Annotated in this window: 18 protein-coding genes and 1 pseudogene; 15 read left to right on the top strand and 4 right to left on the bottom strand. The window is 37.2% G+C overall.

Features of this window, described 5'->3' with window-relative positions; translation table 11 throughout:
• Window positions 1-12: 12 nt before the first annotated feature.
• Both AB3I12_RS01830 and AB3I12_RS01825 read left to right on the top strand, forming a co-directional pair.
• The gene (locus AB3I12_RS01830) at window positions 13-966 is read left to right on the top strand and encodes an L-threonine 3-dehydrogenase (protein WP_063627069.1); all 954 of its coding nucleotides are present in this window, start codon (window positions 13-15) and stop codon (window positions 964-966) included.
• 66 nt (window positions 967-1,032) lie between these two features.
• The gene (locus AB3I12_RS01825; protein WP_063627070.1) at window positions 1,033-2,385 is read left to right on the top strand and encodes an APC family permease; all 1,353 of its coding nucleotides are present in this window, start codon (window positions 1,033-1,035) and stop codon (window positions 2,383-2,385) included.
• Window positions 2,386-2,477: 92 nt separating this feature from the next.
• On the opposite strand, the gene AB3I12_RS01820 is transcribed toward AB3I12_RS01825, so the two are convergent.
• Window positions 2,478-2,804: a hypothetical protein gene (locus tag AB3I12_RS01820; protein WP_010719236.1), complete on the bottom strand. Its 327-nt coding sequence runs from the start codon at window positions 2,802-2,804 to the stop codon at window positions 2,478-2,480.
• A gap of 131 nt (window positions 2,805-2,935) precedes the next feature.
• Between AB3I12_RS01820 and AB3I12_RS01815 the strand changes: the two genes are divergently transcribed.
• Both AB3I12_RS01815 and AB3I12_RS01810 read left to right on the top strand, forming a co-directional pair.
• Window positions 2,936-4,081, top strand: a complete 1,146-nt coding sequence (locus tag AB3I12_RS01815; protein ID WP_034697840.1) for a VanZ family protein — start codon at window positions 2,936-2,938, stop codon at window positions 4,079-4,081.
• Window positions 4,082-4,181: 100 nt separating this feature from the next.
• Entirely contained in the window at window positions 4,182-5,531 is a 1,350-nt protein-coding gene (locus tag AB3I12_RS01810; protein WP_063627071.1) for a DEAD/DEAH box helicase, read from the top strand.
• A 130-nt stretch (window positions 5,532-5,661) separates the two neighbouring features.
• On the opposite strand, the gene AB3I12_RS01805 is transcribed toward AB3I12_RS01810, so the two are convergent.
• Entirely contained in the window at window positions 5,662-6,093 is a 432-nt protein-coding gene (locus AB3I12_RS01805; RefSeq protein WP_010719233.1) for a GNAT family N-acetyltransferase, read from the bottom strand.
• A gap of 363 nt (window positions 6,094-6,456) precedes the next feature.
• On the opposite strand from AB3I12_RS01805, the gene alaS reads away from it, so the two are divergent.
• From alaS to AB3I12_RS01790, 3 genes are all read left to right on the top strand, one after another.
• Entirely contained in the window at window positions 6,457-9,099 is a 2,643-nt protein-coding gene (gene alaS / locus AB3I12_RS01800) for an alanine--tRNA ligase (protein WP_063627072.1), read from the top strand.
• 488 nt (window positions 9,100-9,587) lie between these two features.
• Complete coding sequence (locus AB3I12_RS01795) at window positions 9,588-10,184, top strand: ECF transporter S component (RefSeq protein ID WP_010737525.1); 597 nt, start codon at window positions 9,588-9,590, stop codon at window positions 10,182-10,184.
• A gap of 20 nt (window positions 10,185-10,204) precedes the next feature.
• Complete coding sequence (locus AB3I12_RS01790; RefSeq protein ID WP_063627073.1) at window positions 10,205-11,344, top strand: cation diffusion facilitator family transporter; 1,140 nt, start codon at window positions 10,205-10,207, stop codon at window positions 11,342-11,344.
• Between the two features lie 51 nt (window positions 11,345-11,395).
• Here AB3I12_RS01790 and AB3I12_RS01785 read toward each other — a convergent pair whose 3' ends face one another.
• Complete coding sequence (locus AB3I12_RS01785) at window positions 11,396-11,797, bottom strand: ribonuclease HI family protein (protein WP_010719229.1); 402 nt, start codon at window positions 11,795-11,797, stop codon at window positions 11,396-11,398.
• 77 nt (window positions 11,798-11,874) lie between these two features.
• Between AB3I12_RS01785 and AB3I12_RS01780 the strand changes: the two genes are divergently transcribed.
• Window positions 11,875-12,297, top strand: coding sequence for an EbsA family protein (locus tag AB3I12_RS01780; protein ID WP_034697854.1), 423 nt, complete (start codon window positions 11,875-11,877; stop codon window positions 12,295-12,297).
• 1,660 nt (window positions 12,298-13,957) lie between these two features.
• Here the strand turns inward: AB3I12_RS01780 and AB3I12_RS01775 are convergent.
• Window positions 13,958-14,164 (bottom strand): cold-shock protein, encoded by a 207-nt coding sequence (locus AB3I12_RS01775; RefSeq protein ID WP_010719225.1) that lies wholly within the window; start codon window positions 14,162-14,164, stop codon window positions 13,958-13,960.
• 182 nt (window positions 14,165-14,346) lie between these two features.
• Between AB3I12_RS01775 and AB3I12_RS01770 the strand changes: the two genes are divergently transcribed.
• The 7 genes and pseudogenes from AB3I12_RS01770 (at window position 14,347) to AB3I12_RS01740 (ending at window position 20,200) form a co-directional block, all read left to right on the top strand.
• Window positions 14,347-16,017 carry a formate--tetrahydrofolate ligase gene (locus AB3I12_RS01770; protein WP_063627075.1) on the top strand — a complete coding sequence of 557 codons (1,671 nt, stop codon included), beginning with the start codon at window positions 14,347-14,349 and terminating at the stop codon, window positions 16,015-16,017.
• A 329-nt stretch (window positions 16,018-16,346) separates the two neighbouring features.
• A complete protein-coding gene (locus tag AB3I12_RS01765) occupies window positions 16,347-16,799 on the top strand; it encodes an LMxysn_1693 family intestinal colonization protein (RefSeq protein ID WP_063627076.1) in 453 nt (150 codons plus the stop codon).
• A pseudogene (locus AB3I12_RS01760) lies at window positions 16,796-17,394 on the top strand (lysostaphin resistance A-like protein). The gene AB3I12_RS01765 and the pseudogene AB3I12_RS01760 overlap by 4 nt, the downstream one beginning before the upstream one ends.
• A gap of 357 nt (window positions 17,395-17,751) precedes the next feature.
• Entirely contained in the window at window positions 17,752-18,138 is a 387-nt protein-coding gene (locus AB3I12_RS01755) for a hypothetical protein (protein ID WP_010737532.1), read from the top strand.
• A complete protein-coding gene (locus AB3I12_RS01750; RefSeq protein ID WP_063627077.1) occupies window positions 18,125-18,823 on the top strand; it encodes a CBS domain-containing protein in 699 nt (232 codons plus the stop codon). Before AB3I12_RS01755 ends, AB3I12_RS01750 begins: the two co-directional genes overlap by 14 nt.
• A gap of 4 nt (window positions 18,824-18,827) precedes the next feature.
• Window positions 18,828-19,292 (top strand): signal peptidase II, encoded by a 465-nt coding sequence (lspA, locus tag AB3I12_RS01745; RefSeq protein ID WP_010737534.1) that lies wholly within the window; start codon window positions 18,828-18,830, stop codon window positions 19,290-19,292.
• Entirely contained in the window at window positions 19,289-20,200 is a 912-nt protein-coding gene (locus AB3I12_RS01740) for an RluA family pseudouridine synthase (RefSeq protein WP_010719218.1), read from the top strand. Before lspA ends, AB3I12_RS01740 begins: the two co-directional genes overlap by 4 nt.
• Window positions 20,201-20,351: the final 151 nt, after the last annotated feature.

Raw genomic sequence — 20,351 nt, 5'->3', positions numbered from 1 at the left:
AGGAGTGTTTGTATGAAAAAAGTATTAGTTACTGGCTGCCTTGGGCAAATCGGATCGGAATTAGTTTTACGTTTAAGGGAAGATTTGGGTAATGAAAATGTTGTCGCAACGGATATTCGTATGCCTGAAAAGCTAGAAGATGGTGAACTATTTGAAATTTTAGACGTCGTGGATTACGAAAAAATGCGAGCGTTAGTCGAAAAATATCAAGTAGATACTTTGATTCATTTAGCAGCGCTTTTATCAGCTGTCGCTGAAGCAAAACCAAAGTTCGCTTGGGACCTCAATATGGTTGGGTTAGTCAATGCGCTGGAAGTCGCAAGAGAATTTAAGTTAAAATTCTTCACGCCAAGTTCAATCGGCGCTTTTGGACCTAATACACCAAAAGATGAGACTCCTCAAGATACACTCCAACGACCAACAACAATGTATGGCGTGACAAAAGTCGCAGGCGAGCTTTTGTGTGATTACTATTATACAAAGTATGGCGTAGATACACGAGGTGTACGCTTCCCAGGATTGATTTCTTATAAAACTTTACCTGGTGGTGGGACAACGGACTATGCAGTGGATATTTATTATTCAGCTATCAAAGAAGGGAAATACACGTGCTTTATTGATCGTGGTACAGCTATGGACATGATGTACATGCCAGATGCCATTGAGGCGATTGTTCAGTTGATGAATGCTGATCCTAAAAATTTAGTTCATCGCAATGCATTCAATATCTCTGCGATGTCTTTTGAACCAGAAGAAATCAAAGCGTCAATCAAAAAAGTGTTTCCTGATTTTGAAATGGACTATGCAGTTGATCCAGTGCGACAATCGATCGCAGACTCTTGGCCAAATTCATTAGATATTAGTTGTGCGCAAAAAGAGTGGGGCTTTCAACCACGTTACGACCTAGATAAAATGACTCAAGATATGTTGACCAAGTTGCAAGAGAAATTGACAGCAACAGTCTAATTACTATAGTTTATCGTAAACTTCCGATCGAGTGGTGGGGAGTTTACGATAAAGGGAGGATAAGCGATGGAACGTAACCAAGTATCGGCTGAAAAAAACAAAGTCGAACTAAAGCGAACGATGGGCTTTTTTACTGCTTTATCGACTGTGATGGGAACAGTGATTGGAGCGGGAGTATTCTTTAAAGCAGCGAGTGTCGCAGAAGTTACAGGATCAGTTAGTTTACATATGCTTTCTTGGTTTTTGGGAGGGATCATCTCCGTCTGTGCAGGTTTAACTGGTGCAGAACTTGCCGCAGCGATCCCCGAAACAGGTGGTATGGTCAAATATATCGAACGAACCTATGGTCAGACTGCTGCTTTTTTGTTAGGTTGGGCACAAGTTGTGATTTACTTTCCTGCAAATGTAGCGGCACTATCAATCATCTTTGGGACACAATTTGTGAACTTATTTGCCTTAGAACAGCAATGGATTGTCCCCATCGCTATTATAGCCGCTGTGACGATCATGCTGATCAATTTTTTAGGATCAAAAGTTGGTGGAACTTTTCAATCCATTACCTTAATCTGTAAATTGATCCCACTGGCAGTCATCGTCTTGTTTGGCTTATTTCGCAGCGGTGGAGTAGAGTTTCAGCTGTTTCCCATAGAATCAGGAAAAGATCTGCCATTGTTTTCAGCATTAGGTGCGGGCTTGTTAGCGACAATGTTTGCTTATGATGGTTGGATTCACGTTGGAAACATTGCAGGAGAATTAAAAAAACCGGCAAAAGATTTACCGAAAGCCATTTCTATAGGAATCATCGGGATTATGGTTGTTTATTTATTCGTTAATACTGTCTTTTTAAAAACAGCTTCGATTGGAGGAATCAGTGGCTACAGTAATGCTGCTAGCGAAGTGGCTACCATGATTTTTGGTGGCGTAGGTGGGAAACTTGTAACTGTCGGGATTTTGATTTCAGTCTATGGAACAATCAATGGCTATACACTTACTGGGATGCGCCTGCCCTATGTGATGGCCCAAGAAAAACGGTTACCTTTCAGTCACCACTTAGGAAAATTGAACGATCGAACGAAGATTCCAGTGGTTGCTGGTGTTTTGGAACTAGTGATTGCGATCGGTATGATGATGGTCGGTGGATTTGATATGCTGACGGATATGCTTGTTTTTGTGATTTGGATTTTTTATACGATGGTATTTGTAGGTGTAATTATATTGAGAAAAACAGCTCCAAAACTTGAAAGGCCTTATAAAGTTCCGCTATACCCAATCATTCCGCTAATCGCCATTCTTGGTGGTGCTTTTATCGTGGTTAGTACGTTACTGACACAAACACTTTTAGCATTTAGCGGAATCGCTTTGACATTAGTCGGAATCCCTGTTTATTTATATTTGAAAAATAAATATCCTGTAGTTTAACATATAAATGATAGTTAAACGTGCATTCTGTTGTAGCGTGTCAAGTTAAGCAATGCTAACTTTACCAACCAGCTACAAGAGAATGCACGTTTTTATCCTGTTTTTTTTCTTAACTGTTTTAGTCGGCGCCAAGCACGAAAAAGGTTTAATAAGACGAGAAAACCAGCAACAGTAATGGGAATCCAAATCAAGTAGATCGGATAACCTAATTGATCTGATAAAGATCGAGAGGAAGCTTGCTCCATTTCAAGTAGTGCTTGTTGCCATGTCTGTAAGTTAAACACGAGCATGAAACTAGCAATAATTAACAAGATAAATCCAAGATAGCGGATGGTCGTTTTTTTACGTATATACGCAAAAATGAGATAGAGAATCAATAAAAAAGCGGGTACGCCAAACACAAAATAAATATTAAGCACGCTAATCGCCTCCTTTTGTTAATGATACTTCAATTAATATAAATTTAAAAATAATTACCCCATAACTTGCATAGTTTACAAGAGTACTGATAAGATGAAACCGTTAGTTAAGATGAAAAAGGGGGATGTTTATGGCTAGTTATATTGAACCGATTCGCTTTGCACTTATTGTTTTTCCATTTTTGGCATTAGCGATTTCTTCGGTTTTTTTCATTTATGAATATCGAAAGTATGGAACGTTTATTTTTTCGAGAGCGGTTATCTTATATTCGTTTGTTTTTTATTTGTTATGTGCTTATTTTTTGATCATTTTACCGTTGCCTTCAAAGGAAGCCGTTGCTCAAATGACCGGACCTAAAATGGAATTACATTTATTTGCATCATGGGTCCATTTCCGAGAGAATACCGTCTTGGTTTTATCTGATCCAAGTACGTATTTACCAGCGATGCGACAAAGCGTTTTTTTAGAACCGGTATTTAATGTTTTGCTTTTATTACCTTTCGGGATCTATTTAAGATATTATTTTCGATTATCTTTTGTGAAAACCATCATTGCAAGTTTTTGTCTTTCCTTATTTTTTGAATTGACACAGTTAAGTGGGTTGTATTTTATTTATCCTCGACCTTATCGGCTATTTGATGTCAATGACTTATTGACGAATACGATCGGAGGAACGTTAGGGTACATTATGACACCAATCTTTACCTTCATGTTGCCTACGAGAGCAAGAATGGATGAAGTGTCATACGAAAAAGGGAAAACAGTTTCTCTAACGAGACGATTAGTTGCCTATCTCATTGATTGGGCTTTCTTATCGGTTTTATCCGTGCTGATTGCTGTGACTCTTCAATTGTCTTTGAAAATAGGTGATATCACTTCAAGTAGTTGGTGGGTATTTTTAGAAGTCTTGCTTTATTTCATGGTCATACCATATGTAACAAACGGTCTCACTTTAGGTAAAAAAATCGTACGCATTCGTGTGGTTTCAGATAACGGAAAACGACTTTCTTTTAAAGCACTGTTTATCCGTTATGGGTATCTTTACTTTTTATTTTATGGGTTAGCTTGGCTTAGTCAGACGATCCAACATATCACTGACCATACGACAGGTGTATTACAGGTAAGCGGGATTTTTATTGTGTTGGGTGTTGCATTTGCGCAGTTTATCTTCATGCTGAATCTTTTCTTGTCATTCCTTCGTAAGAAAAGAGTGCTGTTCTATGAAAAAGCCAGTCAAACACATACGATTAGTACCATTCAATCAAAAGGGAACTAGCGGATCGTGAGCGACTTTGAAAAGGATCAAGCAAATTGCTTGAGGATGTGGTATAATGCGAAAGTCGTGTAAAAAAGAAAGAGAAGAGGTGCTTACTTAAATGAGTAATTTTGAACAATTTCATTTTAAACCATATATAAATGAGGCGTTAGCAGAAAAAGGTTTTGCTCAACCAACTGAAGTACAAGAGCGTTTGATTCCTTTGATCGCTAAAGGAAAAAATATCATTGGTCAATCACAAACTGGTTCGGGCAAAACGCATACATTTTTATTGCCTTTATTTCAAAAAATCAATGCGGAAAAAGCCGAAGTACAAGTAGTAATCACTGCACCAAGTCGTGAACTAGCTACTCAAATTTATGATGCTGCTAGTCAGATCGCTAAATTTTCCGATCCAGAGATCCGAGTGACGAATTTTGTAGGTGGAACGGATAAGCAACGCCAATTGAGCCGCTTGAAACATCAACAACCACAGATCGTAGTGGGAACGCCAGGTAGAATCTTGGATATGATGAATGAACAAGCATTAAAAATCCATACAGCATTTGCATTTGTTGTAGATGAAGCAGATATGACACTGGACATGGGCTTCTTGAATGAAGTGGATCAAATTGCTAGTCGCTTGCCTGAAAAACTGCAATTTTTAGTTTTCTCAGCGACAATTCCTGAAAAATTACGACCATTTTTACGTAAATACATGGAAAATCCAATCATTGAAGAAATCAAACCGAAAGCAGTTATTTCAGAAGATATCGAGAATTGGCTGATCTCTACTAAAGGGAAAGATAAAAATCGAATGATCTACCAATTGTTAACAATTGGTCATCCTTACCTTGCAATTGTCTTTGCAAATACGAAACAACACGTGGATGAAATTGCTGATTATTTGAAAAATCAAGGCTTAAAAGTAGCCAAAATCCATGGAAATATCACTCCAAGAGAACGAAAACGGGTGATGCGCCAAGTTCAAAACTTAGAATATCAATACGTGGTTGCGACAGATCTAGCGGCACGTGGCATCGATATTGAAGGGGTTTCTCATGTGATCAATGCAGAAATTCCTGAAGACCTTGACTTCTTTATCCATCGAGTAGGTCGGACTGGACGTAATGGTTTAAAAGGAACTGCGATCACTTTGTACTCACCAAGTGATGAACAAACGATTGACAGTATTGAAAAAATTGGTGTCACATTTGAACCGATGGAAATCAAAAATGATGAAATCATCAAGACTTATGACCGCAATCGTCGGACGAAACGGGAAAAATCCAAAGATACACTGGATCCTACATTGATCGGCTTAGTGAAAAAGAAAAAGAAAAAAATCAAACCTGGATATAAAAAGAAAATCGATTGGGCAATTGCTGAAAAGAACAAAAAAGACCGTAAAATCGAACGCAGACAACAAACTAGAACTGCAAGAAAAAATAAGAAAAACTCCAATAAGTAAGTCAATGACCAGACCCTTTAAAAGAGACGTCATGACTTCGCGCTCAAAGACCAAAGGATTGCATGTCTTCTGCATTCCTTTGGTCTGTTTTTAAGTGTTCATTTAGCAGATAATCTAGTGATAATAGATCTTAAATCAATTCTTTTTGCATCCCTACGCAGGTAATCCCATCCTCGATAAAGGGATCTGTACAAGTCTCGTAACCTTGTTGCTGATAGAAACTAAGGGCAGTCATTTCTGCCACTAGGTAACTTGACAGCAAGCCTTCTTTTTTCGCTTTCTGTTCAGCTAAGGACAACAGCTGACGACCGAAACCTTGTTGGCGATAATTTTTGGCGACGCAAAAACGATCGGGGTTAAGACAAGTGGACGATTTTTTTTGATAACGTAATGTTGCAATTGGAACATTGTTTTCCATTAACAGAAAGTAGTTATCAGAAGTGTCCGTTTCGTCAAATTCTAATTCTGGCAAAATGCCTTGTTCCAGAACAAATACCTGATAACGAAGATAAAAACTCGCCCCTCTGATCCAGGACTTGTTTCCAAAATAAACTTGCATCATCGATTCTCCTTTTGATTAATAGGCGTAATTCAAGCTTAACAAAAAATATTCTAGAAAGAAATAAGAGTTGAAGGAAAAGAGCGGTTGACAGAATAAAATAGAATACGTATACTTGTAAAGTACGAAAAGGACATGGTTTGTTTAAGTCTGACTTACAGAAAATTCTTTCCAGGCTGAAAAAAGAATAGTCAAAAAAACAAATTGCTCCCTTTTTTATTGATAGAAATATCAACGCTACTCAGCGTTATCGAGTTCAAGAGGTAATGATCGAACATCATTGCAACCAAGGTGGTACCGCGAGTTTTCGTCCTTGGCTGTGAGGGTGTTTTTTTGTCGTTTAAAATAAAGAAAGAAGGTAATAAAATGAAACAATTAAGTAGTGCACAAGTTCGACAAATGTTTTTAGATTTCTTCCAATCAAAAGGACACACGATTGAACCTAGCGCATCATTAATTCCGGTCAACGATCCAACGCTTTTATGGATCAACTCAGGGGTTGCTACGTTAAAAAAATATTTTGACGGCTCTGTCGTACCAGAAAATCCACGCATCACAAACGCTCAAAAATCAATTCGTACGAATGACATTGAAAATGTAGGGAAGACAGCACGGCACCACACAATGTTTGAAATGCTTGGGAATTTTTCTATTGGTGATTATTTCAAAAATGAAGCAATCCATTGGGCATGGGAATTTTTAACAAGTCCTGAATGGATGGCATTTGATCCGGAAAAATTATATGTTACCGTTTATCCAAAAGACACAGAAGCAAAACGAATCTGGCATGAAGAAGTCGGATTACCACTTGATCACATTGTAGATGTTGAAGATAATTTCTGGGATATTGGTGCGGGTCCTTGTGGTCCTGATACAGAAATCTTCTATGATCGAGGCGAAGCATACAATGATGTCGCAGAAGATGATCCAGAAAACTACCCTGGTGGAGAAAACGAACGCTATTTAGAAATTTGGAATCTAGTATTTTCTGAGTTCAACCATAAACCAGATCATACATTTGAACCTTTACCACATAAAAACATTGATACGGGCATGGGGCTGGAACGGATGGTTTCAATCGTTCAAGATGCACCAACAAACTTCGAAACAGACTTGTTCTTACCGATCATTCATGCGGTAGAAAAACTAAGTAACCAAGTAAAATATGGTGAAAACCCGACAACCGACATTTCTTATAAAGTAATTGCGGATCATATCCGAGCATTATCTTTTGCGATTGGAGATGGGGCGCTTCCTTCAAATGAAGGTCGTGGCTATGTTCTTCGTCGTTTATTACGCCGAGCAGTGATGCACGGGAAAAAATTAGGGATTGAAAAAGCTTTCTTATATGATCTTGTTCCAGTAGTTGGCGAAATCATGGTTAGCTATTATCCGGAAGTCCTTCAACAAAAAGAATTTATTGAAAAAGTAGTTCGTACCGAAGAAGAACGTTTCAATGAAACAATCAACGAAGGTCTTGAAATCTTGAATCAAGTGATCGCTGAAGTCAAAAAAGCAAATGGAACAACACTTGCTGGAAAAGATATCTTCAAATTATATGATACTTACGGTTTCCCAGTGGAGTTGACCGAAGAAGTGGCAGAAGATGAAGGCTTGAAAGTCGATCATGAAGGCTTTGAAAAAGAAATGGAAGCACAAAGACAACGTGCGCGTGCTGCTCGTAGTACAGAAAAATCAATGGGAGTCCAATCTGCCCTATTAACAGATATCAAAGTGGATAGTAAATTTATTGGCTATGATCAAGTTGAATCAGACAGCAAACTATTGGTGATTATCAAAGAGGAAGAACTAGTGAGTGAATTGTCTGCTGGACAAGGTCAATTGATTTTTGATCAAACACCGTTTTATGCAGAAATGGGTGGACAAGTGGCTGATCAAGGTTGGATCATCAATGCCTCTGGAGAAACGGTTGCGACAGTTGTTGACGTTCAAAAAGCACCGAATGGACAATTTATGCATACCGTAGAAGTGCTTTCAACATTGACTGAAGGCGAAGTTTACCACTTATTGATCGATGTACCGATGAGAAATCGCATCATTAAGAACCATACAGCGACTCACTTATTGCATAAAGCTTTAAAAGAAGTTTTAGGGGAACATGCAAACCAAGCAGGTTCTTTAGTTGCTCCTGGACATTTACGCTTTGACTTTACTCATTTTGGACAAATCACAGCAGATGAATTAGTAAAAATGGAACGAATCGTTAATGAGAAGATATGGGAAGCAATCCCAGTAGAAACCATCGAAACAGATATCGATACCGCTAAGAATATGGGTGCTATGGCTTTATTTGGTGAAAAATATGGTCAAGAAGTCCGTGTAGTGAACATTGGTGGATGGTCTATCGAACTTTGTGGTGGAACCCATGTAACAAATACTGAAAATATTGGGATCTTTAAAATCGTTTCTGAATCAGGAATCGGTGCCGGTGTTCGTCGGATCGAAGCTGTAACAAGTAAAGAAGCATATGAGTTATTGGAAGCAGAAGAAAAACAATTAAAAGAAGTTGCCACAATTGTCAAATCACCTCAATTAAAAGAGGTTGTATCAAAAACAGAACAATTACAACAACAACTAAAAGAACTACAAAAAGAAAATGAACAATTAGCAAGTAAACTAGCGAACCAACAAGCAGGCGATGTCTTTAAAAATGTGGAAACAGTTAGTGGTCATTCAATGATTACTGCACAAGTAAAAGTAAAAGATATGAACCAATTACGTCAATTAGCAGACCAATGGAAACAAAAAAACATTTCCGATATTCTTGTTTTGGCAAATGAACAAGACGGAAAAGTTAGTTTGTTAGTCGCTATGACGAAAGAAGCAAATGATGCTGGGCTAAAAGCTGGTGACTTGATCAAAGCAATCGCACCAAAAGTTGGTGGTGGCGGTGGTGGTCGCCCTGATATGGCGCAAGCAGGTGGGAAAAACCCTGCTGGTATCCCAGATGCTTTATCAGAAGCTAAAACATGGTTGTCTAATCAATAATCAACTTTAAATACTTTTCCAAATAAAATGGGAAAGCGTCGAATAGCTCAGATGATAATAACCTCCTTTTGAAACGGTATTTTATGTTTGGGAGAGAAAAAACTTATTTCAAGGAGCGAATACTTGACCTTGTTTTAGCAAATAATGGGGAATAGAATGCTTTCATTGAAGCGAGTAAGCGGTCATTTTTTAAACAGCTTTTCATAGTTTAAACACTGATCTCTTATTGCTTAAGGAAGCACCGATAATACTATTTATTTTCATACGTGCTAAAGGGCTCAAGAACGACCTTTTTTGTTCAAGGAGCATTAAATCCTCCTATTTGTTAAAGAAAAGTTCTACCGAATTTGTTTGAAACGGAAATCCCGTTGACAAATTCGGTTTATTTTATGAGAACTGAATGCAACCAATCAGCATTTTCTTTGAGAGTAATTAATTGACAAAAAAGCAAAACCTTTTACGATTAGAATAAAAAGGAGGGGGTAAAATTGAATAGTAAAAATAAAACTTTTCGTTTAGTTTTACGAGCGATTTTATTAGCAATCATTATCGTTCAAGCAATGGTTCCATGGTTAGGGTTTATTCCTTTAGGATTTATTAGTTTGACGATTATTCACATAACAGTTATCGTTGCTGCGGTTGTATTAGGACCGAAAGACGGCATGGTCATTGGTTTGTTTTGGGGGATCGCCACGATCATTCGTGCTTACGCCATGCCTACGACCCCATTTGATACCCTCGTCTTTACCAATCCGATCATTTCAGTTGTTCCTAGAGTGTTAGTTGGCTTAGTTGCAGGAATCATTTTTCACTGGATTTATCAACGTTATCATTCTGTAGTCGTTGGTTCGGTTTTAGCAGGAGTATTTGGCTCACTCGTGAATACACTTTTAGTTCTAGGGTTTATGGGACTGTTTTATACTGGGGCAACTGCTGATGCGTATGGCGTAGATGCGGATCTATTATTTAAAACTTTGGCAGGAGTTGCCGCAATCAATGGGATTCCGGAAGCGATAGGTGCCGGAATCATTACGCCACTGATTGCTAAAGCGCTGTTTGCTGCAACGCCACTCAAACCAGAATAAAGAATAAAGGAAGCGAAAAAGTGTCAAAAGAACAAAAAACGATTAGTGGGCAAGAACGTACCAAAAAAGGCATTATAGCTGGAATCTTAGGTCTTATCTCAAATATGTTATTGTTTGTTGCGAAGTTTATGATCGGCCTTTTTTCTGGCAGTGTTTCGATCATGGCGGATGCTATCAATAGTTTATCCGATACAGCTTCATCCATTTTGACGCTTGTTGGGTTTAAGATTGCTGCAAAACCCGCAGACCAAGAACATCCATTTGGACATGAACGATTTGAATATATCAGTGGCTTATTTGTTTCAATCATCATTACGTATGTAGGGTTTCAATTTTTGGACGCTTCTATACGGAAAATTTTTCGGCCGGAACATTTAGTCCTGACACCGATCGTGTTTCTTGTCCTGATATTTTCGATTCTGTTAAAACTTTTACAAGGACGTATGTACACTAGATTTTCAAAAACAATTCAGTCAGAAGCACTAAGAGCGACAGCCAAAGATAGTTACAATGATGTATTCACGACGTTAGCTGTTTTAGTATCTGCAGGTATCGAAAGATTCACTGGCTGGCGTATTGATGGCTATGTTGGTTTTGTCTTAGCCGGGTACATTATTTTTAGTGGGATCATGATGTTACGTGATTTTGTCTATGAATTACTAGGTAGCCGTCCAACAGCTGAAGAAATCAAAACAATGGAAAAACAATTAAGTTCTTATAAATCGATTTTAGGTTTTCATGATCTGTTGGTTCATAATTATGGACCAAATAAAAAGTTTGCTTCTGTTCATATTGAAGTTGACGACAGTTTAAACTTGAATGAAGCACATAAAATCATTGATATTATCGAAAAAGACTTTAAAAAGACTTTGGATGTTGATTTAGTTTGTCATCTAGATCCGGTAGCAATCCATAATGAACAATACCGTAAGATATTGAAACAATTGAGACAAATTATCAAAGAGTTGGGGGAAGAGTTGAGGTTGCACGATTTACGGATCATACGTAAAGGGAAAGAGTTGCAATTCGATATTGTAGTTCCTCAGAATTTCAAGTTACCAGATGATGTTTTAGAAGAAAAGATTCGTCAAGCTATTGAGAAAAAAGTTGGTTCTTTTGAACTCGATATTACTTTTGATCACAATTATCTTCTCTATTAAATCAGAAACTTTAAAAAGACTTTTTAGTAAGTAGCTAAAAAGTCTTTTTTTTTATGGATTTAATTGTTTTTGAAGCGCTTGGCGTGCCAGATTATCCGCCCCTTTATTCTTACTCTCGGGAATCCATTGTAAGATGAGTAAATGGAACTGAGCGAGTAATTGTTGGATCTCATATAGAAGGGAAGAGAAACTTTCGTTGTTCGTGTGGTTTTTGTCGATTGTAGAAACAAGTACTTTGCTATCGGAATAACAGAGAATTGTTTCATTGACCCAGCCTTTTTCCTTTAAAATTTCTAAAGTTTTTAAAAAGACTTCGAATTCAGCTTGATGATTAGAGCCATCCGAAAGTGGGACGGTAAGCTGTTCTTGTTTATTTTCATGGATAATTAAAATGCCTCCACCACTAGGTCCTGGATTGCCTTTTGTGGAAGCATCAATGTATACTTTGATCATAATAAGGAAGCTCTCCTTTTTATAAAAATAGTGTTATGCTATAATTATACCATTACAAATAGATGCGAGGTTAAAGAATGAAAAAAATAATTCGCTGGCAGCCGGAATGGGCGCAGACGATCATCTATTGGTCTTTATCTTTGATCATTTTATTTTTTAGTTTGATTTTATCACTTGAAAACACTAGACCCTATTGGAAAAGTAACTTAGTGATGGGGCTATTTTTAATTTTTCTTTTTCTTGGGTATCGTCGGTCATTTATTTTGAAAAACCATGCAATCAAAATTAAATATGCTGCTTTTTGGAAGGACCAAAATATCCCACTACAAGATATTGACTCTGTAACACCGGTCAAAAGAGGTGTAAAGATTAAATATGTAGGGAAGGCTGAGCCAACCTTCTATCTGATGCGCAAAAAAAGTCAGACAGCTTTTTTGTCCTACTATTCTGAAGGTAAAGAGCAACAAAGCACTAACAACCAAGTAAATACAACTAGCTGATTGATTTTACTTGTTTAAACCAATTGATTCAGCAGATATAAAATAGCTGCGAGAAAAACATAACTATATATAACCTCTGAGAAAACAAGCCGAAGAATCCGAAGATCATTTTATGATCAGGGTGAGATTCTTCGGCTTGATTGTGTCTTGCTGACGTTTGTATGAACTTGACCTTAGAATAATGGATGATATGATGTTCGACCAGTAACTTTCGATAAAGTAATGGACACCTGACCATTCAACCAAGGGATATATAACTTAATAACATAAAGGATATTATAAAAAATTTGCACTAAATATTTTTTAAAGGAAAAAAAGAAGTAAGATAACATTTTTTCTTATTTATAATAAAACTTACAGAAAAAATATAAGGAGAAAAACGGACGTGGAAATAAAAAAAATGTTAGAAGATCTCAACCGAATTTGGAAGATAAAAGAAATACGAAGAAAAAGAGGTGCGAAGCTATCGAGACTATGGCGGAGAAACGGTAGGAAGATAGTGAGACTATGGCGGAGGAACGGTAGGAAGATAAAAGGAATATGGAAAACGAGAGGTACAAAACTACGGAGAATGCACTTGGAAAAGCTAAATAAAAGAAAGGAAAATGGCAAAAGAACACAGATGAAAAAAGCACAGACATCAAGAGTGAAACAAGGTAGTTCGAACAATAAACAAGAAATACGTTCGCTCTCTGTCCGTGCAACAAATCAAGCGAGTTGGAAAAATGCGCAAATTTCAAGAAATTTAGCGAATCAGCAGAAGGGCTACTCCAGGAGTCAACAGACATCTATCACCTCAACGAGATGAATCTTTCTATGGGTTCACATAGTTTTGATGTCAATCGTTGGATTCAGTGTTTTGAGCAATTAGTAGTGATAAATGGTTGGCAATTTTTAAAAGAAAACAGCAAAACACAGGGTTATAACCTTCAGGACTTAAAAAATATCATGGTTGGGCTTGGTTCGCAGGAAATAACTTCAGGAACCAGTTCAAGAAGATACATAAATGAACGAATCATAAATAGTGAAAGTGATCGTTGAAACTAGTTATTAGAAAAGCTCGGTAAAAAAATGGTATAAAAGCAATCAAAAAAGATTATCAACCAAGGCTATATAACAATCAAGCCCTTGCTCGAATTGTCGATTCTTTAAATCTGTTGTCTCGATTTAGAAAGATTCTTTTGAAATGGCAATTAATGTTGAAAAGAAAACAATCTGATGCGAAAGACATCATTCACTCGGAAATAAGTGAGAAGGATGCATAGATACAACGAGAAGAAATAACAACGAAGAAAAAAGAAAAGAAATTTGTAAAAAATATTAAAGCAAACGCTAGAAATCAAGTTTTCAATACAGTCGAGCAGTCTTTTTCAAATCATCTGATAAATTCGAGATAACCTTCTTTCGATAGGATTAGAAAACAAACAGAAATATGTATCTTTTTATTGAAAAGTGAGATTTTGTAATATTAGTGAACGTTGTACTGTATGGAAGAGACGTAGCATAAGTTGATTTTCTATCGTTCAAGCAATTATAAAATTATAAAAAAGCCGATACTTTGCAAAGAACATTTTGCGGAGTATCGGTCTTTCTTTAAATTGAATATTTTTGATGCAATCTCTTCTGTTTTGAAGAGAAGTTACTCATTGTTGAAACTTTCTTATAAGATCATTTTTTTGACATGAGCGGCTTGTGCCCCACGGTTTCCTTCGATTATTTCAAATTCTACAGATTGATTTTCTTCAAGGGTTTTGAAACCTTCTTCTTCAATTGCAGTAAAATGGACGAATATTTCTTCTGTTTCATCATAACTAATAAATCCATATCCTTTTTTGTTGTCAAACCATTTCACAGTTCCTGTGGTCAAAGCTCTCACGACCTTTCTAAAGTCTGATCATAACTAACATTATAAAGAGTATTTATATATACGTCAATTAAATTAAAAAAGCAATCTTGCCTATTTTGTTTTAAAATAAAAAAAGGTATAATAGATATAACTGAACAAAGTCTTTTGTTTTGGGTATAAAGTTCGTGTAAAGGGGTAATTTGATGAAGAGCGATCTACAAATATCACAAGAAACAGAGTTAAAACCGATTATTAAAATTGCGGAAAAATTGGATATCCAACAAGATGACCTGGAGCTTTACGGAAAATATAAAGCGAAAATCGATTTTTCCACCATCAAGAAATTAAAGAAAAAACCAGATGGTCACTTGATTTTAGTTACATCCATCAATCCTACACCAGCTGGAGAAGGTAAATCGACCATCACGGTAGGTCTTGGGGACGCATTGAATCAAATTGGTAAAAAAGCAGTGATTGCGTTAAGAGAACCTTCCCTTGGTCCAGTCATGGGAATCAAGGGTGGTGCTGCCGGCGGAGGCTATGCACAAGTATTACCAATGGAAGATATCAATTTACACTTTACTGGCGATATGCATGCGATTACATCTGCTAATAATGCATTGTCTGCACTTTTGGACAATCATATCCATCAAGGGAATGAACTGAGAATCGATTCACGTCGTGTGATCTGGAAACGTGTCGTCGATTTGAATGATCGCGAACTGCGAAAAGTGATTGTTGGCTTGGGCGGTCCGATTCAAGGTGTGCCGAGAGAAGATGGCTTTGACATCACCGTAGCAAGTGAAATCATGGCGATTTTATGCTTAGCAACAGACATCGATGATTTAAAAGCGCGTTTAGCTCGAATTGTTGTCGGTTATACCTTTGATCAAAAGCCAGTGACAGCTGGTGATCTCAAAGCAGAAGGTGCATTGGCACTGCTATTAAAAGAAGCGATCAAACCAAACTTAGTACAAACGATTTATGGCACGCCAGCATTTGTCCATGGCGGTCCTTTTGCCAATATTGCTCACGGGTGTAATAGTGTTTTAGCTACCCAAACAGCTCTTAAATTAGGGGAGTATGTGGTGACTGAAGCTGGATTTGGTGCAGATCTAGGTGGAGAAAAATTCCTAGATATCAAAGTTCCGAATTTGAAAAAGGCGCCTGATGCGATCGTGATCGTAGCAACAGTTCGTGCATTGAAAATGCATGGCGGTGCAACTAAAGAAGAGTTGAAAACGGAAAATTTAGCAGCATTGGAAAAAGGATTCAGTAATTTAAAACGTCATATCCACAATATGGAGAAATACCATATCCCAGTAATCGTTGCGATCAACGAGTTCGTGACAGATACGGAAGCTGAATTTACTTTGTTAGAACGTCTTTGCGAAAATCAAGGGGTGATCGTAAAACGAGCAAGTGTTTGGGAGCATGGCGCAGACGGTGGAATTGAACTTGCCAAAGCGGTCGTTCGTGCGATTGATAGTCAGCAAGCAGATTATCAGCCCCTGTATCAACCGACAGCGACTATTGAAGAAAAAGTGGCAACGATCGTCCAAGAGATTTATGGTGGAAAAGGTGTCAATTTTAGTAAAAAAGCAAAAAAACAAATCGATGAGTTTGTCCTTAATGGTTGGGATAAACTGCCAATTTGTATGGCGAAAACCCAATATTCATTTTCTGACGATCCGACACTTCTAGGCGCTCCTGAAGGATTTACGATTACCATCAGAGAGTTCGTTCCCAAATTAGGGGCTGGGTTTATCGTTGCGCTAACAGGTGATGTCATGACTATGCCGGGACTTCCCAAAAAACCAACTGCATTGAATATGGATGTTACCAGTGATGGGGAAGTACTGGGATTATTCTAAAAAAGAAAGAGGATAGGGTGCTTCATAAAAAAGCCATCTATCAAAAATGTTTAGTGAGAATACACAAAAAACGAGTAAATACCTAAAATTAGGTAAAGGCTCCCTTTCGATCAAAAAAAAGTATAAAGTCAGCTCTTGTATATGTTCATACAAGGGCTGACTTGTTTTTATACATATTGTGTTAGTCAACAAGTAAATAATGGCGGTTTCACGGTCGATTTTGAGTTCAAAACAGCTTTTTATGATAGCATTCATATGTCTAAAATAAAATGATTTATAATCATTGCGAAGAAAACGTTTTTTTAATACTAAAATAGGAGTGCAAATTTTTGAAAAAGTATTTATTTAGAACAATTTTGGTCTCTACGTCACTTTTGACTTTAGGAACTGCTGTAACTCCGTGTGTTCCAGTATTAGCCGATGAAACGAATAGTTCTGGCATAGCAATTTGTAGTGATGATGAGTACTATGTATTAGACGAACCATCGATTCAGACAAAAACTTGGTCACAACCTCAAAGTTGGCGTATTTCTAAAGGAAATCATACATATTCGGGTACAGAAACCCACAATAGAAAAACCACATTATCAATTGGTGCAACGATCTTCGGAATGAATATTAAAATCGGGAACGAATACTCAGTAAACGGAAAATTCAAGAAGTATTGTCAAAATGCAAGGATAACGGTCACTTACCGAGTTTATCGTAAAGTAGACAATAAATATATTCGTACTCAAACTGCTACAGCAAATACACAATATATTGATTATGTAGCAATATGATACATAGGAATACTAAGAAACATTGGAAATTCATTCTTTGCTTGAGTTACTTTATTATTTATTTTATAATCCCAAATATAGGGATCCCAATCAAATATGATTTCATATTTGATTGGATTTCTTGGTTTCCATTGATCCTAAGTATTATGTTTTTGGTGTTGTTCCACCAGCTTCTCTATCAATCATTAGTAGAAATACAATGGCTGAAACTCATATTTATTGCAGTCTTTTGTATCGTTAGTATTATTGTCATTAATACTGCTTTGCCTGATACAAATAGCTTACCCCTAAATTCTTTAGCTAATAGTGAATTGAAAAAATATATAATAAGTGCTACAACGTACGGTGTATTTTTAGAAGAAATGATTTTTAGATTTAGTCTAATCAGCTTACATTCTGACAGGAAAACAAAGGCTTCTCTCCTCATAATCTCTTCATTCTTGTTTTCAATCGTACACGGAGGAAATTTCAACCTTTTTTCTGCGGCGTTCTATTTGGATTTGTTTATATAAAAACTTCTAATGTGTGGTACGCCATATTGACCCATGTTTTTTATAATGGTGTGGGTATATTCCTTTTCTTATTCTTTACTTAGTTGTTGCAAAGCAATGAACGATAAAGTAGTTAAAGCAAGTGGAGATTTACAAAAAGTGAGGTTGAAAAAAATACTTCTAAACAGTAAAAAAGGATGACACAATTATTCATTACGGATAGTTGTGTCATCCTTTTATTTTCGATCGAACATCTTTAATGGATATATAAGGAGTGAAAATGATGTTACAACAGATTTCTAATAGTTTTGCTGGTTGGCTACTTTTACTGTACTCGCTGCATTTGAGCAAAAAATGTCTATAAATTAGTTAAATATAGGGAACTCAAACACTTTGAGACATCTACTTTCTTGTTCGGGTGTTTTACGGTATACTAAGAAAGCATCAGGAGGAGGGGCGTTATGGACGTACGAGTGACAAGACGAACAGGTTTTTATGGCATGGGTAGTCCGATCCAACTGCGGATCAATGGAAAGAAAAAAGGACAATTGAATCATAATCAATCGGTTTTACTTAAGTTAGAAGCACCTTTTACAATGCAAGTTTCGTTTTATTGGTTAAAAAGTCCAGTGTATACAATAACGCATCCGTCCAAAGGATACGTCATTACAATGAATCTCTTATTGTTACAGATTTATCCCTTTTTATTTTTAGGAAGTGGATTAAGCGCATTGTGGTTACACAATCTAATTTATAGTATGTTCGTGGTACTTGTAATGATTGGCTTCTTTTTTTTCATCAAAAACCAAGCCTATGTAATCAAGGAGGAGAAAGATGGCAAACTCTGATATTTTTTTAAGTAGTTTTAATCGGATCGAAAAATGGATGAGAGATGAAATGGGTAACGCCCGCAATATGGGATTTACTGAGTTAGTTCGGCGACTTGCTCAACGCAAAAAAGCAGTGATTCGTCAATATGAAGAAGATTTGCTTCAGCTGGCGCAGTTGCGAAATGCCATTGTTCACGATCGGATTGCTGTGGACTTTGTGATTGCTGAACCCAATGATTGGGCAGTCAATAAGATCCAGCAGATTGAAGAAGACTTGATTCGTCCAGCAAAGGTTTTACCTCGCTTTGCGAAACATGTCACAGGTTTTGAACGAGATCTTCCTTTACTTGATTTGTTAGGAACGGTTGCCAAAAAACGATACTCACAGTTTCCTTTGTATAATAAAGGGAAATTCGTAGCGCTTGTGACATTGCGGATCATTGGTTTTTGGCTAGCAAAGGAAAGTCAAAAAGGGACCATTGATTTAACAGATAAAAAAGCGGCTGATTTGATTTTTAGTGATGGTAAATATACGAATTATCGTTTTGTAGCTGAACATACTTATGTTTATGAAGTGGAAACAATGTTTCGGGAACAAGGAACTCTAGAAGCAGTCCTGATTACCAAAGATGGTCATCCTGACGGCAACTTACTGGGGATCATTAGACCTAGAGATATTTATCAACAAATAGAAAAGGAATGATTTTTTGTTAGCAATTTATTTTATGATCAGTGGATTATTAGTGGCTCTTGATCAGTGGGTCAAATGGTGGATCGTCAATGATTTATCTTTAGGCGAAACGAAGACATTGATTCCAGGCGTCTTATCGTTGAATCATATACGCAATACTGGGGCAGCTTGGAGTATGCTTGAAGGGAAGATGTGGTTTTTCGTCATAATCACAGTGATTGCTGTCATTGTTGTCGTGACATTGATGGTCAAGAATCGTAAACAGGGCAATCGATGGTTGCTGACAGGGCTAAGTTTTATTTTGGCAGGAGCTATTGGGAATTTTATTGATCGTGTTAGACTGGGATATGTCGTCGATATGTTCCAAACAGATTTTATGAATTTTCCGATCTTCAATGTAGCTGATATGACACTTGTTTGTGGTGTGATTCTTATTTTGATATACATTATTTTAGATGAAAAGGAACAAGGGAAAAAATGACAGAATTAAACGCAACGATTCAAACAGAAACAGGACGGATCGATAAAGTACTCACAGGTTTATTCAACGATTATAGTCGTTCACAAATCCAGCTTTGGCTCAAAGATGGTGCCGTTTCGGTCAACGGACAAGTGGTGAAAGCAAATTATAAAGTGAAGAAAAATGATGAAATCGTGATCGCTGTGCCAGAACCAGAGACCCTTTCAATTGAAGCAGAAGACATTCCATTAGAAATCGTTTATGAAGACGAAGCGGTTGCTGTTGTCAACAAACCACAAGGCATGGTCGTCCATCCTTCAGCAGGTCATCCGAATGGTACGATGGTCAATGCTTTAATGTATCATGTAAAAGATCTTTCGTCGATCAATGGTGTGATCCGTCCAGGGATCGTCCATCGAATCGATAAAGATACTTCAGGTTTATTGATGGTAGCGAAAAATGATTTAGCACATGAATCTTTGGCCAAGCAATTAAAAGATAAAACTTCTTTACGTAAATACGTAGCGTTAGTCCATGGAGTGATTCCTCATGAAAAAGGAACGATCAACGCACCGATCGGTCGATCAAAAGTGAACCGTAAAATGCAGGCAGTCAGAGAAGATGGCAAACCAGCCGTGACCCATTTTAATGTCTTGGAACGATTCAATGATTTTACGTTGGTAGAGTTGACGTTAGAAACAGGTAGGACCCATCAGATCCGGGTGCATATGAAATATATAGGGTATCCTTTAGCTGGAGACCCAGTTTATGGACCAAGTAAGACATTGAAAGGAAATGGGCAATTTCTTCATGCGAAGCTCTTAGGTTTTACCCATCCAATCACAGGTCAGGAAATGGTCTTTGAAGCACCGCTTCCTACAATCTTTGAAAAAACTTTAGAAAAACTAAGGAAAAGTGTTGCATTTTGATTTAGATAACGGTATAGTATTTAACAACGAAAGCATAAAAACTTCATATCAGTTCCTTTAAGTTTAGTCCCGTGAGGCTAAGAAGGGTGTGGGTAAGAGAGCTATGGTGCGCCATAACATCGATTACTCAATGACGTAGTATAACTATCAG

Source organism: Enterococcus sp. C65, assembly GCF_040887165.1.
In the GTDB taxonomy this organism is placed as follows: domain Bacteria; phylum Bacillota; class Bacilli; order Lactobacillales; family Enterococcaceae; genus Enterococcus_B; species Enterococcus_B hirae.
The sequence above is the reverse complement of the archived record's forward strand: the minus strand, read 5'-3'. Positions and strand labels throughout refer to the sequence as shown.

Bases quoted from the DNA above. Each gene is read 5' to 3' on its own strand.
- AB3I12_RS01785 (WP_010719229.1), bottom strand. From the start codon at position 11,797: ATGATCAAAGTATACATTGATGCTTCCACAAAAGGCAATCCAGGACCT.
- AB3I12_RS01830 (WP_063627069.1), top strand. From the start codon at position 13: ATGAAAAAAGTATTAGTTACTGGCTGCCTTGGGCAAATCGGATCGGAA.
- AB3I12_RS01825 (WP_063627070.1), top strand. From the start codon at position 1,033: ATGGAACGTAACCAAGTATCGGCTGAAAAAAACAAAGTCGAACTAAAG.
- AB3I12_RS01740 (WP_010719218.1), top strand. From the start codon at position 19,289: ATGACAGAATTAAACGCAACGATTCAAACAGAAACAGGACGGATCGAT.
- AB3I12_RS01780 (WP_034697854.1), top strand. From the start codon at position 11,875: ATGAAAAAAATAATTCGCTGGCAGCCGGAATGGGCGCAGACGATCATC.
- AB3I12_RS01815 (WP_034697840.1), top strand. From the start codon at position 2,936: ATGGCTAGTTATATTGAACCGATTCGCTTTGCACTTATTGTTTTTCCA.
- alaS (WP_063627072.1), top strand. From the start codon at position 6,457: ATGAAACAATTAAGTAGTGCACAAGTTCGACAAATGTTTTTAGATTTC.
- AB3I12_RS01770 (WP_063627075.1), top strand. From the start codon at position 14,347: ATGAAGAGCGATCTACAAATATCACAAGAAACAGAGTTAAAACCGATT.
- AB3I12_RS01805 (WP_010719233.1), bottom strand. From the start codon at position 6,093: ATGATGCAAGTTTATTTTGGAAACAAGTCCTGGATCAGAGGGGCGAGT.
- AB3I12_RS01810 (WP_063627071.1), top strand. From the start codon at position 4,182: ATGAGTAATTTTGAACAATTTCATTTTAAACCATATATAAATGAGGCG.
- AB3I12_RS01750 (WP_063627077.1), top strand. From the start codon at position 18,125: ATGGCAAACTCTGATATTTTTTTAAGTAGTTTTAATCGGATCGAAAAA.
- AB3I12_RS01755 (WP_010737532.1), top strand. From the start codon at position 17,752: ATGGACGTACGAGTGACAAGACGAACAGGTTTTTATGGCATGGGTAGT.